This window comes from Clostridium sp. CTA-6, assembly GCF_054768115.1.
This window is the reverse complement of record NZ_BAAAAU010000012.1, coordinates 77,971-92,404: the sequence shown is the minus strand read 5'-3', so window position 1 is coordinate 92,404 and position 14,434 is coordinate 77,971. Positions and strand designations below refer to the sequence as shown.

Annotated in this window: 17 protein-coding genes; all 17 read right to left on the bottom strand. The window is 25.4% G+C overall.

The genetic code is table 11. The features are described 5' to 3' along the window. Positions 1 to 45: 45 nt before the first annotated feature. The 17 genes from ACYUDJ_RS17990 to ACYUDJ_RS17910 all read right to left on the bottom strand — a co-directional run bounded on the left by ACYUDJ_RS17990 (position 46) and on the right by ACYUDJ_RS17910 (position 14,385). The gene (locus ACYUDJ_RS17990; protein ID WP_222679390.1) at positions 46 to 1,041 is read right to left on the bottom strand and encodes a hypothetical protein; all 996 of its coding nucleotides are present in this window, start codon (positions 1,039 to 1,041) and stop codon (positions 46 to 48) included. Between the two features lie 49 nt (positions 1,042 to 1,090). Beyond that, complete coding sequence (locus tag ACYUDJ_RS17985) at positions 1,091 to 1,645, bottom strand: hypothetical protein (RefSeq protein WP_460289805.1); 555 nt, start codon at positions 1,643 to 1,645, stop codon at positions 1,091 to 1,093. A gap of 59 nt (positions 1,646 to 1,704) precedes the next feature. Continuing rightward, positions 1,705 to 2,910 (bottom strand): hypothetical protein, encoded by a 1,206-nt coding sequence (locus ACYUDJ_RS17980; RefSeq protein WP_460289804.1) that lies wholly within the window; start codon positions 2,908 to 2,910, stop codon positions 1,705 to 1,707. A 22-nt stretch (positions 2,911 to 2,932) separates the two neighbouring features. Next, on the bottom strand, positions 2,933 to 4,438 hold the full coding sequence (locus ACYUDJ_RS17975) for a hypothetical protein (protein WP_460289803.1): 1,506 nt from the start codon (positions 4,436 to 4,438) through the stop codon (positions 2,933 to 2,935). A gap of 45 nt (positions 4,439 to 4,483) precedes the next feature. Then, entirely contained in the window at positions 4,484 to 6,325 is a 1,842-nt protein-coding gene (locus ACYUDJ_RS17970; protein WP_460289802.1) for a hypothetical protein, read from the bottom strand. A 3-nt stretch (positions 6,326 to 6,328) separates the two neighbouring features. Continuing rightward, positions 6,329 to 7,375: a hypothetical protein gene (locus ACYUDJ_RS17965; RefSeq protein WP_460289801.1), complete on the bottom strand. Its 1,047-nt coding sequence runs from the start codon at positions 7,373 to 7,375 to the stop codon at positions 6,329 to 6,331. A gap of 169 nt (positions 7,376 to 7,544) precedes the next feature. Further along, complete coding sequence (locus ACYUDJ_RS17960; RefSeq protein WP_460289800.1) at positions 7,545 to 8,165, bottom strand: hypothetical protein; 621 nt, start codon at positions 8,163 to 8,165, stop codon at positions 7,545 to 7,547. 49 nt (positions 8,166 to 8,214) lie between these two features. Beyond that, a complete protein-coding gene (locus ACYUDJ_RS17955) occupies positions 8,215 to 9,438 on the bottom strand; it encodes a hypothetical protein (RefSeq protein WP_460289799.1) in 1,224 nt (407 codons plus the stop codon). A gap of 42 nt (positions 9,439 to 9,480) precedes the next feature. Next, on the bottom strand, positions 9,481 to 9,636 hold the full coding sequence (locus ACYUDJ_RS17950) for a hypothetical protein (protein ID WP_460289798.1): 156 nt from the start codon (positions 9,634 to 9,636) through the stop codon (positions 9,481 to 9,483). Positions 9,637 to 9,685: 49 nt separating this feature from the next. Next, positions 9,686 to 10,501: a BRO-N domain-containing protein gene (locus ACYUDJ_RS17945; protein WP_460289797.1), complete on the bottom strand. Its 816-nt coding sequence runs from the start codon at positions 10,499 to 10,501 to the stop codon at positions 9,686 to 9,688. 391 nt (positions 10,502 to 10,892) lie between these two features. After that, the gene (locus tag ACYUDJ_RS17940) at positions 10,893 to 11,219 is read right to left on the bottom strand and encodes a GIY-YIG nuclease family protein (protein WP_460289796.1); all 327 of its coding nucleotides are present in this window, start codon (positions 11,217 to 11,219) and stop codon (positions 10,893 to 10,895) included. Continuing rightward, positions 11,185 to 11,409 (bottom strand): hypothetical protein, encoded by a 225-nt coding sequence (locus ACYUDJ_RS17935; protein WP_460289795.1) that lies wholly within the window; start codon positions 11,407 to 11,409, stop codon positions 11,185 to 11,187. Before ACYUDJ_RS17935 ends, ACYUDJ_RS17940 begins: the two co-directional genes overlap by 35 nt. A 2-nt stretch (positions 11,410 to 11,411) precedes the next feature. Then, positions 11,412 to 11,582, bottom strand: a complete 171-nt coding sequence (locus tag ACYUDJ_RS17930) for a hypothetical protein (RefSeq protein ID WP_460289794.1) — start codon at positions 11,580 to 11,582, stop codon at positions 11,412 to 11,414. Positions 11,583 to 11,640: 58 nt separating this feature from the next. Next, positions 11,641 to 11,835, bottom strand: a complete 195-nt coding sequence (locus ACYUDJ_RS17925; protein WP_460289793.1) for a hypothetical protein — start codon at positions 11,833 to 11,835, stop codon at positions 11,641 to 11,643. Positions 11,836 to 11,884: 49 nt separating this feature from the next. After that, the gene (locus ACYUDJ_RS17920; RefSeq protein WP_460289792.1) at positions 11,885 to 13,108 is read right to left on the bottom strand and encodes a PhoH family protein; all 1,224 of its coding nucleotides are present in this window, start codon (positions 13,106 to 13,108) and stop codon (positions 11,885 to 11,887) included. Between the two features lie 178 nt (positions 13,109 to 13,286). Continuing rightward, positions 13,287 to 13,574 carry an HU family DNA-binding protein gene (locus ACYUDJ_RS17915; RefSeq protein WP_460289791.1) on the bottom strand — a complete coding sequence of 96 codons (288 nt, stop codon included), beginning with the start codon at positions 13,572 to 13,574 and terminating at the stop codon, positions 13,287 to 13,289. A 148-nt stretch (positions 13,575 to 13,722) separates the two neighbouring features. Beyond that, entirely contained in the window at positions 13,723 to 14,385 is a 663-nt protein-coding gene (locus tag ACYUDJ_RS17910) for a hypothetical protein (protein ID WP_460289790.1), read from the bottom strand. Between the last annotated feature and the right edge of the window lie 49 nt (positions 14,386 to 14,434).

The window sequence follows — 14,434 nt, the reverse complement described above, 5'->3', positions numbered from 1 at the left end:
AATAAAAAGGCTAGATTCATTTCTAGCCTTTAAAATTATTTTATATTATGCTATTTCAAAAGAACCATACATAGCATTAAATACTACACCCACTCCAAATTTCTTTTGGAAAGCATATTCCATAGACATATCCATATTAGTTATTCCATCACTAACTTCTTTTATTATAGTTTGTCCTTCATTAACTAATTTTACTGGTTTTATGTTATTTGGTATTATTAATAATTTTTTATCATTCAATAAGAAATCAAATGTATTTGCTTTATGTACCTGACTTATAGGCATACATTCTATACCATTCCAATGTGAAATTATGCCTTTTAGGTTTTTAGCTTCTTTCATTCCTTCTGAAATCCATTCGCTACTAACTGTTCCTGTCATTTTATTTAAGGCAGTTCTTGTTCCAACTATAGTTATAGGAGCATTACCACAAGAAGTAGAAACATGGTCACATATTTCTAACATTCTACTTTCAGTAAAAGAACCTTTTTCTTTAAAAGCAGATGGCAAATAAGATGAAGCATTCATAAATGAAGTATATATTTCACCATTAATAAAATCATCATAAGATTTCTTTACTTTATTAACAAAAGCTACCCAATCTATTCTGCCAGATAAAAATCTTGCAAAATCTGTATATATTTTAGCCCCATAAAATTTAGTTGGAACATTAAAACTTTCACCAACATTTAATTTTTGTCTTCTTATATCCCAATGATTCCCGCTAAATCTACTTATAGTTAATAAACTTCTATCTTCAACATAAAATTCATTTTTATCTCCAAAATCTAAATCTTTTCTTTCAACAAATCTTTCAAAGAACATATTTTGTCCCCAGCCTTCTACTATCAGTTGGTCTATTGTTTCTTCTATAACTTCAAATATTTCATTTTGATGTCTTCTAAATGTTTTATAGTCTATTTTATCTGTACCTACCATATCAACAAAAGCTTTTCTTATTACCTCACTTGAATCTTTTGCTGAAAAATTTGGGACTTGTCCTCTATAAGTATCTAAACATAATTTTGCTAACTCTTTCATATTTGTTTTCCTCCTTAATTTTTATAAATTGTTTTATATTGTTTTTACTTTAAGCTTTTTTAATTTGTACTGGTATAAATTTAGTCATTCTTCCTATATGTCCTGGCATACCAATTACAGTTGTTGTTCCTATTGTTTCTAAAGGTAATATTTTTGCTACAAAAACTTCTGTTCCATCTAAGGTTTCTACTTCTTTTAACTTAAATGAACCATCTTGTGCAACAACATAATTGCCTTTCTTTGCACCATTTGATTTGTCAATAACATCTACCATATCATCACTTACAGAAAATATATCTGTTTCACTTAACTCATAAGCTTTACTAGCTTCATTTGCTGGTATTGAATAATTTTCTAAAGCATAATCATTCATTGTTCTTTCTTCATAATTTATTTCTGGATTAGCTATAAGAACTATCTTATCTTTTTTAATACTCTCAGCTGTAGGTTTTACAAAAGAATACACTTCTCTTTCACCATCTATTAATTCACCTAAATGTCCTATAAATCCATTTTGTAATTCTTCATTTGCTTGTACTGAATATATATGTCCTACATAACAACTTTTAATTTTATCTAATCTAACTATACCTTTCTTTTCCATATTATTTCCTCCTTAAATTTTGTTTTAATTTGTTAAATTGTTTTATTTAATGTTTGGCTTTACTTTTCAACATATTTGTTTAATAAACCACCATAACCATCATCTTGTTCTTCTGTTTTTTCTACTTGGAATTTTACAGTTTTCTTTTCTTCTGTTAATTCTTTAGAAAATTTCCTTTGATTTTTAACATATAATAACGCTAATTCTTTTTCTAAATCCTCTAATTTCTGAAATTTATCAGAAGTATTCTTTAGTTCATTAAACTCTTTAACATCTTTTAATTCTTCGTATTGTGAAAATAATTCATTCTCTGCTTGTTTCCTATCTTCTTTTAATCTTGAAGATTTAAATTCAGATAACTCTTTATTTTCCTTTTCTAAATTAGAATATTTTTGTTTTAAATCTTTCAATTCTTTTGATAAAGAGTTTATTGTTTTTGAATACTCCTCAATATTATTTTCTTGGTTTTCTTCTACAATATCAGTTTCCTTAGATTCACTCATTTCTTTAACAACTTTTTCATCAGTAGTTTCATCTTTAGTTTCTATTGCTTTTTCTTCAACTACCTTTTCTTTTTCCTTATCCATTTTATCTTCCTCACTTTCTTTCATATATTCTTTAAACATTTCCAACTTAGATTGGATTTCTTTTGCAAAATTTTTATATGAAAACTCTTGCAACTCAACTGATGCTGAACGCATCGCAGGTTGTACATCCTTTCCTAATATACAAGCACCAAAGAATTGAAACTTTGTAAAATGAAATAATCCATCTTCACCAAAAACACCATCATAGCTTTCATGTAACTCCATTGATTGCTGTTTTTTCACATCTCTATTCATGATATCCTGTATGTCATTCCATTTATTCCATATAAGTCCTTCACAAGTTAAAAAAGTTCTTTCTATACCATCATCACAAACTCTATTTTCAAATTTAGCATTATTTGTTTCAGGAATAACACCTACTGCCTGTCCTAAATATTTAATTTTGTATTGTCCATTTTCTACTGCTAAGACTTCCCTATGGTCAGAACAATCTTTTTCTCCATCACTATTGTCTTCTATATATGTTAATATAGGAGTATTAGCTAATGAGGGAATAGCTTTTTCAGTAGATTCTTTATCAAAATAACTTCCATTTAAATTCTCACCTAAATGCATAAGCCAAATCTTAGTTTTTGTAAATCTGGTATCTCTAATATCAAATTCTTTTAATTTTTGAAACATAATTGGAATGTTTTTACTGATTTCTTTTTTATTCATTTATCCACCTCCCTTCAAAATATTATTTTATTCTATCATTATTAGAATCATTCTCTCTAGTTTGTTCACCAGTTTCCTGTAAATCTTCTGCATTCGTTTGTGGTTTACCAGCTTTTTTGTCTCCATTAGTAGGCTCATTAGTTTGAGTATGACTACTATTAAGTGGCAACCAATTTTCATGTAATTTTAACACATCATTTTCTAACCATGTATTTATTTGCATATCTATAGGAGAAAGTCCTACTAATGAACATAAATTTGTTTTTACAGGTATTCCATATTGTGCTAATTTAAAATATTTATCTATCATTTTTTCTTGATTGTTAATAGTAACATCTAAAAAACTAAATTTATACATAAATTGAGTTTTAGCAAATTTAAATTTTCTATTTACCCATCTAGCTCCTTGTTTTAATACTTTAAACACAATAGACTCATCTGTTTTTATTGATAGATCTACTACTGAACCACTATTACCTTTTGAATTAAATAAATTTCCATTTACTCCAGCACTAGACCAAAATAAATCTTCAGCTTCAATAACTCTATCATTATTAGGAGTATCTCTTTCAAACTTTATAGAATCAATTTTCATAGGAGTTAATATAGCCCCTATTTGGTCAGGCAACACATTTAACGCTTGGGCATAAAATTCTTTTGCTGTAGTAAAATCTAGCATTGGTTCATCAGGGTTTTTATCACTCATTGGAATATTCATTGATAACAATTGATAATTTCCTATCTCTTCTTTCGCTTTTTTTAGCATTTTATAATCATTAATATCATATAAAGCTTCAAATACGTTTGCAAAAGGAGGTATTGGATATTCTATTTCTTCATTTATTTTAATACAAATAGTTTTTTTACTATTTAATTCTTGGTATCTATTATTCTTTCTGTCCTTTAAATACTTATTATATTTTATTTCAAATTCTTTTCCATATTCTTTTAATTTTTCTTTTCGATTATCAAAAAACGCAAAGTCAAATTGATAATTATAAACACCATCTTCTATTGAACTTATAGAACAATAATCTGGGTCTAAATTTTTAATAAAATAAGAATCTGTTGTTTCATATTCATATCCATAGAAAATATCTTCTTTAAATGCTATAGTTAATATTTTAGAAAATTCATGAGAAAGATTCATTTTATCAATTCTACTACATATTGTATAATACTCTTTTAAGAACTTTTTTTTATTAATTTTTGAAAAATCTATTATTCCTGTTGGTTTAAAATCATAATAGAATAAGGACATATTAGCAAAATAGTTAATAAGTCTTTTATAATGTGCTGAATTAACATATAGAAATCTTGATATTTCTCTTAATTCTTTTTCATATTTTTGAGGATTCTGCAAATAATCTATTACATCTTGTTTTTTATATTTTTTAAAGAAACTATTTTTTTTATTATTTTTATTTAAATCATTTACTACTAAAGAAGCTAAGCTAGTAAAGAACATTTGCATTTTTTGTTTTTCTTTTTCTTCCTCTGAAACTTCTGTTACTTTTACTTCAGGCAAATTTTCACCTTCTTCCCTTTCATGTTTTGTAAAATTATTTTATATTTAGATTTTTCTTATATTTGGGGCTTTAAAACCAAATAATTGTGATACATTTAAATTAGACTTTCTTTTTTTTCCTACAATTTCATTTCTTCTCAATTCTTGTAGTCTCCATGCTAACATTGCCAAACAATAAGCTCTATCATCATGCATTTTCTTTTCTTTTTCTGGAGGTAAACTATATTTAACAGATGTACCATTCTCATATCTATATATATTTACTAGTTCTTCTTTTGCTAAATCAATTTGTTTTAAAGATACTTCTTCATCTAAGCTAAGTTTATATTGTTTTAAATTATTATTTTCATCTAAACTCTCGTCTCCATCTAAATATATATATCCTTTCATATCATAATCTTTAGTATATTTTAACAAATCTAAATTTGACATTTCTTCTAATGCTGAAAACATTTCATTCCTATATTTTTTAGGACTAATTAATTTAATTTTATTTACTGCATTTGGGAATTTTGAAATATGTTCTTCACTGACTTCTTTATCTATTAAGCCCTTATGTTTTACACCATTCTTATCTTTCCAATCTTCCATAAAATAATCTCCAATTATATGTCCACCACCACCAGCACCAGAATCAACCATTAATAAATCAATATTTTCATAATCAGCCTTTTGATTTCCATTGTAATCTAATAATAGTTGCTTTATATATTCAATTTGTTCAGGTGTTCTTAGTTGTTTTTTACTTTTTTTACTAACATCTAAAAAACACACACAATTTAATATCTTTAAATACCATCCTATATTTTCATCAAAGATTTCCTCAGCAATAATCACTATTGAATTATCATAATCGTGTGCAGGGTCATAAGCCATAACTATTCTTCTATTGTTATCATTAAACATAACTGGTTTATATGAAAAACTATTTCTTATAACTGTAGCTCTTTTAACAATTTGATTATCTCCACCCTCTTTGGAAAATATATTTCTATATTCGCGATTAGCTTTTTCTGGATTTTCTCTAGTTGCATTATCTATTTTATCTTGAGTTATTAATGCTACTGGATAGATTTTACCATTAAATGTTGCGTTCATAACAATCTCACTATTTATATCTGCAACAAAATATCTTTTATCTCCTAGAAACATTCTCTTAGAAAATTCTTTGTATTTTTTAAAGAAATATGTATCTACACTAGATGCAGATGAGGCATATATTAATTGATTCGGAAATTGCTTTGGTAATAAAGTTACATCTGAATCTCCACCTAGTCTGAAATCACTATTTTGAGTTGTAAAAGGTTCAGTAGCCACAAATAACTCATCTGGTATAAAACCTGCTTCATCATAAAAATTACAATTACTTCTTTTACTTCTTAAATTGTCCGCAACACTATTTAGAGTATTAACTTTACTTCCATTAAATAGTTTATATTCAAAAGAATTGGGATTATGGGTAAACCCATCAGAGTTACTAACGTTTTTTACTAGCTCATTATAAAAGATATCTGTTAAGCCAGTAAAAGAAGCTATTTCTTTCTTCGCTATTTTTTCAATTTTTTGAAACAGCTCTTTTGATTGTGAACCATCTCCAGCTAATAAATATCCTTGGAAATTAGGAACTAGCATTGATTTTGCCATTATAAAAGGACTTCCTAATGTAGATTTGCCACTATTTCTACATTGACACCAAACACAAAATGGAGTCGTCCAACTGTTTAGAAATACATATTTTTGATAATCTAAAAGTTCAATTCCAAAAAATCTATCTACGAACTTTACAGGATATCTTCTACCCCATTGTATTACTTGAGCTAATTTAAGATAATTTTCTTTTTTTCTTTCAGACATTTCTATCTTAGTTTTTTTTACTTGATAATCCATATATTAGCTACCACCTTCTTTAAATTGGGATAGCTTAAACTTTAAATTCCTATTTTCTTCTTCTAATTTATCAGCTTTGTTCTGAAATTTTTCAATTAATATTTTTTGCTCTTTAATCATTTCAGTATAATCATTTTCATCAAACATAAGTTGTTGCGATATACTTTTATTACTTGCATTTGCTACTTGCTGCATACCATCACATGTTTCTATATCAAATAAATTTACCTCTGCTTCACTAAATCCCAAGTCTTGTAATTTTTTAATAGTACCTGTTAAAGTTCCCGCCCCTTTTGATTTATTTAAGCTATGATTAACACTTATTCCATTATCTTTTGCCATATTTAATATTGATGCTAACATATTTTTTTTTGCACCAAATAAAGTATTGATAGAACTTGCACTATTAACTATATTAGATTTATCATTCATATACTCTGTTAGGGCATTATCTATTTTATCTACTTGATTAAAAGTTTTAACTATTTGTATAACTGTAGGAATTTTAAAACTATCTTCTAAGGTAGATTCATCTAAATAATCAATCAGGCTATTATATAATTTATACTTATCTTCTTCAGGTTCATTAACAAAAGGATCGTATCCTAAAAGCTTTATAACATCTTTTTTAGCTATTTCTATGTGTTCTCTCGTTTTTTTATCTATTTTACTTTTTTTATTATCACTTTCTTTTTCATTGGGACTGTCGATATCTTCCCTTTCTCCATCTTTCCAAGTTAAAATTTTACCTTTCTTTCTTAAATTTAATTGTTTTATGTATATACCCAAATGATTTTTAGTCTCTGCCATTAATACATTTTGAAATATATCATTGAAAAATGGCTTGTCTAAATAAGTCTTTAATACAAATTTTAATTTTTCAACATCAAATATACCTTTATCATAAGTTAATTCGGATAAACACTCTTTACAATATGGACAATATCCTCCAAATATTTCATTTTTCAAAGATTGACTGCGATAAAATTTATCTACAGTTAATTCTCTTTTGCATTGCCCTTTACATTTCATCTTAGGTTTACTAGCCATTTTTCTTTCACTTCCTTTCTATATCTCATATAACACAAAAGAAGTCACATAAAAGTAACCTCTTTAAAATTATTTCATATTTAATTAATTCTCATTTAGACACACCACATTGGATGTGTCTTATCAAAATTAATTTTAGTTAAAATTCACATTTTATCAAATTATTTTATTATTCTTCGTCTAAATAAATTTTCTCTAAAACTTTAAATCCGAATTCAGTTAAAGCATGTCCTATAATTTCTTCCTTACAATCATTATCCAATATTAATTCTGTATATTCAGCTATTAGATTAGCGAATACACATACTAAATCTTCTTCATTTATTTCTTCTTCTATAGAATTACCACCAAACAATTCATCTAAATCCATTTCATCTGCTTTGGTAGCTTCACATTCGTTACAATACTCACAACAATTATTACAATCACATTTTTCATCATAATCTATTATTTTAACTTCAAAATTATTACCTTCTAAATAATTGAATAATGTAGGATTCTTTTCTAAAATATTATTATCTATAATAAAGTAATCACTAGTTGTCATTTTAATTCTATTATCAACCTTTAATGGCTCTACACAAAAACATTCTTCTCCAAATAATGTAACATAATATTCATCTACATCTGATTGCAAGTCGACTCCTTTATAATCCGTATAATTCATATTGCCAAATTCACACATTAACAAGTTGGCTAATTCATAATCACAAATTGCTTGTATATCATCTTCTTCATAAAACTTAGCTACTACATATTCTACAAATTCATCATAACTATCTAATCTCATATTCAAAATCTCCTTTATTTTTATAATTTTATTAAATTATTTTTTATAATTAATTTAGTTGAACATCTTTAATCATTTCTACTTGATTATTTCCAATGATAGCAATTGTTTGACTTGCTACTGTTGAGCATCCAAACCTTTTTGAAAAATCATTATAGCCACTCAAACAACCTGTGGTTACAATATATCTTTTATTATTTTCAGATTCTAATTTAAAATTATGCCAATGTCCTTGAAATAAAATATCATAAAAATCATCATCCATAGAAATTTCATTTTTTAATATAGTTTTCCCATCTTTATTATTTTGACTATCTCCATGAATAAATTTACATTTTAATCCATTTATTTCTTTAATGATTTCTTTATCAGTATGATTTCTTTTTATTATATTTGCTCTTTTATTTCCACTTAGTTCATTATATTTTCTAATTTGTTCAGTAATTATATTGTCAGCATTATCTCCATCATAATTTGCTGAATAATCTCCATTCATTCTATCATGATTTCCTGCTATAGAATCATATTCAACATAACAATATTTACATAAAGAAATTATTAAATAATAAATTAAATCTATTGCTTTGTTTATTTGTTCGGATTGTCCAAATTCGCAATATTGATATTGATTTTTTCTCATAGAATTGTGTTCAATTGTATCTCCAGTGTTTATTAAATATATCTTTTTAATATTATACATTTCTATGTATTTATAACATTCATCTATAAGCTTATCTATTCTTTTTTTTGCGACCTCATAATTATAATAATTACTCTTACAATTATTTATAACACATCCTATATGTAAATCACTAATATTTAAAATCATAGTATAATCTTGTTTATTAACATTTATTTCATTATTACAATATTCAGGAATAACAACTGTGAAATTATTTTCTTTCATATATCTTTTTAAATCATTTGATAATTCAATAGTTTTAACAAATTCCCTTTTAATTCTATTCAACTTATTAGTTTTATTGCGAACTTCTTGTTTTTTTATATCTAACTCTCCTAGTATATTCTTAACTTCTTCTAATAAACTATCATCAGATATATTTTTTATATTTTCATTTTCTAGTTTTTTAAACATTTTTTCTACAACGTAAAATGCTTTTCTTAAATTTTCTGAAGAATAAGTGTTATCTTCCTGTAGTATAATGTTACCCCATTCTATGTAATCAATATCAAACTCTTTCTTTCCAAGAGTTATTCTTTTATAATAATCAAATAAGCTTTCCCCTTCTTTTCTTCTTAGAATCTCTTCCATTGCTTCTCTCCTTTTAAAATACTATTATTAAATTATTTTATATTAAAACTTTTCATCTAATAAAAATTCACATCCATTTTCACAATAGACTACATATGTGCTTGTACCCACTTTTTCAATACTAAATTCATCTAATATTATTTCTCTACCACATTGATTACATTTTATTTTTTCTCCATATCTTTGTTCTATGTTCATCTTTTAAAAATTCTCCTTTTAAAATTATGTACTATTCATCTTTATTAAATTATTTTATAATTTCTTTTAAATCTTCATCTTTTGAGTGTTTTCCTAATATACCTGAAATATCTATACCTTCATCTCTGCACATAGATATGGCTGTTTTTAAAGCCATCGTTAATTCCTCTTTGTTTTTAAGCATAGAAAGTGTTTTTGGTTTTGTTTTTTTAGTGGTATTATTTAAATAATTGGTCATTCTACTATTAAGATTTATAGAATATTTGTACAACAGACACTTTTTGAATTCTATCCATGCACCACCGAAATCATTTTTTATATTTGCCCCATATTTTCTAATTAAAGCATTTATAATACTTGTATCAGCCCATGTAATTATATCTTTAGACAAAGCATTATTTTCATTGTTTAATAGTTTATTTTTATTTTTCTCTTCTTTTAACTGCGTTGCTAATTTTATTATAGTATCTGGATTTAATAAAACTTCTTCTACTTTTTCAGGTGTCAAATATCCTCCATGTTTCCTAATGTTAGGGATTACATCTACAGCTAACCATTGTTGAAATCTCTTAGCTTTATCATTGTTAGCTTTCATTCCCAACATATAAAATAAACTTTCTGGAATAAAATCATCTTTCGACAACTTGTTGGCGAAACCTAAATCTTTACAATATCTATTAATATTACTCCATCTTACAGATTTATATTGCTTTCCATTTTTATTTTCAGTTCTACACCATCCAAAGCCAATAGCTGCATCTTCTGCATTTATACTTATACTCCCATCTTCGTTTTGAATAGCCCTTACTCTCAAATCCATTTCTTCATTTTCAAATACTTGTAATTGATTGTTTTGATTTTTCATTTTATCATTCCCTTTCTTCTTATATAATTAAAAATAAAAAAGAATATATCGTATTGTCTCGCAATACATTAATATATTCTAAAATCTATTGCAGTATCTCGTACCACATTAATAGAAGAAAGGTTGACGTTTATATAAGTAGCTTGTCCTATATAAACCACACTTATAAACACTAAAAATTCACCTGTTATGCAAATAAAAGATGAATTTTATGGTATTTATAATTAAATAACACATATTGACTTATAAACAAATTTTTGATATATTTACAATAAGTATTGATTTTAATGTTCTTTGGTTTTGGATTTTGATTATTTAAAACCTTACAGAACAAGAGGTAGATAATTAATCTACCTCTTTTATTTTTAGTCTATGCTTGTACAAGTCATAGCTAACTTACATTTTTAAGCTTTTTAAAATACTCTTTTTTAATTTTATCTCTTTTTATCCATTGTTTAATAGAGTCTCCATATTGAAACCATTCATTTTTAATTCTTTCCATCTCGAAGAATTTATGTAAGCTCTGTTCATAATCCATAGAACAGTTTTCTATTTTATGTATTAATTTCAAATTACAATTTGAGGTTTCTAATTGTTTTATTCTCATTTGTAAATTTCGTGTAAATCCAATTTTGACTATATTAGCCGATGTATCTAATATGAAATAAACTGTTCCATTTTTATTATTCATTAAAAATTCCTTTGCTTTTATATTCATTTTTATTTTTGTAAAATTTTTCAAAATTGCTTATATGATTTTTGTCATATTCTTCTAATAGCTCTATAATTTCTTTTTTTGAAATATTGTTTAATGTTTCTTTGAATTTATTTGAATATAAGGGACTTAATCTTGTTGCTTTTATAAAAAAGCGTGTTTCTCCACAATTCTTTATGTTATCTGAATACAAAATTATCTTTCTCCTTTTAATTCTCTTAAAATATTTTGAACCATATTCTTTGTAGTTATATTTGTAGTTTTTTTATTTATTTTAGTATCTCCAAAAAAACCATCTTCACTTAATTTCTCTATAAATTTTTGTAATTTAATATATTGTTCTTTTGGCATAACATACTCTGGCAATTTTCACACCTCTTTATTGTATTAAATTATTTTATATAAAATCTTTGATTTATTACAATTATTCTTCTGAAGGCAGTTCACTATCTTTTGCTATTCTAATTGATAAACCCTCCATATTTAAATGACTTCTTAAAACTTCTGTTAAATTATAAACCTTTGTTTCGTCTTTGCTAAATTCTGTAACCGTAAATACTCCATCTTCCTCTGTGATTTCAGCGTTTTTAAAAGTTGTATTTAATGATTGTTTTGCCATTATAAAATCTCTCCTTTAAAATATTATTTTTTAAAATTATTTTATGTTATTAAAAATCTGCAAATAATTTACTTGCACTAGACCTTACATCTTCATCAAGCACTACTATCCCTACTAATGGATTTCCTTTTGCATATTGTATGAATTGAATTAATCCATTATCATGTACATATTTTGCTTCAGCTTGTTTCCAATCTCCTACAAAAGCTACACATGAATTACTTCCTATTCTTGAGCCTATTAATTTAAATATTTTCTTATTTAAATCTTCACATTCATCAACTAAAACAAATGTATCTTTTAAACTCATACCCTTCATATAATATGGTATCTCCATTTCTAATTGTCCTTTCATTACCATATCATTTAACTGAAATTCTCCACCATCTAAATTTTGTTCTATTGGCTTATAAAATTCTCTTATTTTATCTTCTTTTGTACCTTTTAGATATCCAATTTCTTCACCTGATCCTAAAGGATTTCTTACTAACATTATCTTGGAATAATTCCCCTTATCTAAAATATGATATACTGCTGTTCTAATACTAAGAACAGTCTTTCCACTACCAAAATTACCTGCTATTATTTTAATAGGAATATTCTTGTCCATCAACAAATCTAAGGCACATCGCTGTTTGCTATTCCATCCTTTAACAACTTTTGATGGAGGTAATTTTATTAAATTAAGTTCTCCATTATTAAATCTATATTCATAAACTTTATCTAAGTCTGTATTTTTCAAAATTAAATATTCATTTTCTAATAAATTTAATGAGTTATTTCCACTATCATATTGAGAAAATAATTCATTAACATTGTCTGTATTTCCTATAAATTCTTTGAATCCTCTATATTCATCTTCTTGTTGAATTAATCTTATTGATTCTAAACTAAACATTTCTTTAGCTATTTTGTAAGCTAAAATATCATTGCTTATAAACTTAACTTCACTTCTTTGACTTTCTTCATAAGCAGTTGCTATAATTAAATTATCATTGCTCTGTTCTAGGTGCTTATCTTCACAGATTTTTCTATGTTTGTCTTCACATAATATTATTTTATACTTATCTTCATTTTCGATTATATGTCTTAATGCAATTCGTCCTCTAAATTTAACCTCATTATCTTTTCTGGAGTCTGTCTTTATTGATTCTAATTCTTCAATAACTACGCTAGATAAATATAATTCACCATATTCCTCTAATAATACATCTAAATTATCAGTATGTAATAAAATATTTGTATCTATAAACACTTTAATATTTTTATCCATTTTAATACTCCCTCTCTTACAGAGGTGAAAGGATACAAATCCTCTCACATATAAGTTTAATTATGTATAATTATACACTTAATAAATTATTGTATTGAAAAAAGTTAAGTATGGTGTAGACACCCACCTAACAAAAACACTTGGTTTTTGTTCCACTATGTCGTTAAATTATTCTATATTAAAGCACACTATCTTTTAAGCCTTTACCAACTTTTACTTTTACACCTTTATGTGCAGGAATAACCTTTTTACCTAATTCTGGTTGTCTAGGATTAGCTAAACATTCTCTTTCTGCAACTTCTTTAGTTTCTATAGTTAAGAATCCTGTTAATGATACCTTGTCATCATTCTTCACAGCCTTTTTAACTACTTCTTCAAATGCTTTTAATGCTAACTCACATTGTTTTTGATTTAATTCTCCTTGTGTTTCCTCTACCATTGCTTTTAATAATTCATTTTTTACCATTTTATTTTCCCCTTTCAAAATCATCTTTTTCAAAATTTTTTATTATTTATATAGACCACAAGCCTCTAAGGTTTTTGTGGTTCGATCCTAATTAATTTATATTTTTCAATTTTTAATAAATTGTTTTATATGAAATAACGATTTTAAATTAATTATTTTTAAACTTAATATCAAATTCAGTAGTATTATCTAAAATAACTGGAATTTCCCGACCTCTTATTATCAATCTAATATTTTTAATTTTATTATCAGTATCAAACCTTGTTTTTAAATCATTAACATGAATTTCAGTTATACCACCTTTAATAGCTATCCTATAAGTATTATTATATAATTTAATCAATTCTTTTAAATCATCAATACTTCTAATAGATATATATTCTATTTGTAATAATTCTTCCATGTTAAACCTGTGAATTATTTTTACTTTTATATCTTCTACTATATTATACAACTCTTTATATTTATCAATTATTCTTTCATAAGTAAAAATAATTTTTTTGTAATATTTTTTATTAATATTAAATAATATTTTCATATTTCTTTTTAAATTCTTTTTTATTTCTTTTAAAAGAACTCTCCTAGCTACATAGAATGTAAATACATTTTTGTCTATATTATTCACATTACAGTTATTCATATATATATTTATTAATCTCTCATATGTTTCATATAAGTGAATAAAATTACTTACATCATCTATATTAACATCAGTCACAGTAAATTGTAATAAATCACCTTCAGTTAATATAATATGCTTTTCTATCAAGTCTAAATCAGCTTTAATCTCTCTTTCTAAAAAACTATTCATATAAAATTTCTCCTTTAGTGATTGGTCACCACCCTATATTTATATAAAG

Coding starts and splice junctions, on each gene's coding strand:
- ACYUDJ_RS17940 (WP_460289796.1), bottom strand. CDS start 11,219: ATGAATATAAAAGCAAAGGAATTTTTAATGAATAATAAAAATGGAACA.
- ACYUDJ_RS17960 (WP_460289800.1), bottom strand. CDS start 8,165: ATGAGATTAGATAGTTATGATGAATTTGTAGAATATGTAGTAGCTAAG.
- ACYUDJ_RS17965 (WP_460289801.1), bottom strand. CDS start 7,375: ATGGCTAGTAAACCTAAGATGAAATGTAAAGGGCAATGCAAAAGAGAA.
- ACYUDJ_RS17985 (WP_460289805.1), bottom strand. CDS start 1,645: ATGGAAAAGAAAGGTATAGTTAGATTAGATAAAATTAAAAGTTGTTAT.
- ACYUDJ_RS17970 (WP_460289802.1), bottom strand. CDS start 6,325: ATGGATTATCAAGTAAAAAAAACTAAGATAGAAATGTCTGAAAGAAAA.
- ACYUDJ_RS17990 (WP_222679390.1), bottom strand. CDS start 1,041: ATGAAAGAGTTAGCAAAATTATGTTTAGATACTTATAGAGGACAAGTC.
- ACYUDJ_RS17955 (WP_460289799.1), bottom strand. CDS start 9,438: ATGGAAGAGATTCTAAGAAGAAAAGAAGGGGAAAGCTTATTTGATTAT.
- ACYUDJ_RS17980 (WP_460289804.1), bottom strand. CDS start 2,910: ATGAATAAAAAAGAAATCAGTAAAAACATTCCAATTATGTTTCAAAAA.
- ACYUDJ_RS17915 (WP_460289791.1), bottom strand. CDS start 13,574: ATGGTAAAAAATGAATTATTAAAAGCAATGGTAGAGGAAACACAAGGA.
- ACYUDJ_RS17925 (WP_460289793.1), bottom strand. CDS start 11,835: ATGGCAAAACAATCATTAAATACAACTTTTAAAAACGCTGAAATCACA.
- ACYUDJ_RS17945 (WP_460289797.1), bottom strand. CDS start 10,501: ATGAAAAATCAAAACAATCAATTACAAGTATTTGAAAATGAAGAAATG.
- ACYUDJ_RS17920 (WP_460289792.1), bottom strand. CDS start 13,108: ATGGATAAAAATATTAAAGTGTTTATAGATACAAATATTTTATTACAT.
- ACYUDJ_RS17910 (WP_460289790.1), bottom strand. CDS start 14,385: ATGAATAGTTTTTTAGAAAGAGAGATTAAAGCTGATTTAGACTTGATA.
- ACYUDJ_RS17950 (WP_460289798.1), bottom strand. CDS start 9,636: ATGAACATAGAACAAAGATATGGAGAAAAAATAAAATGTAATCAATGT.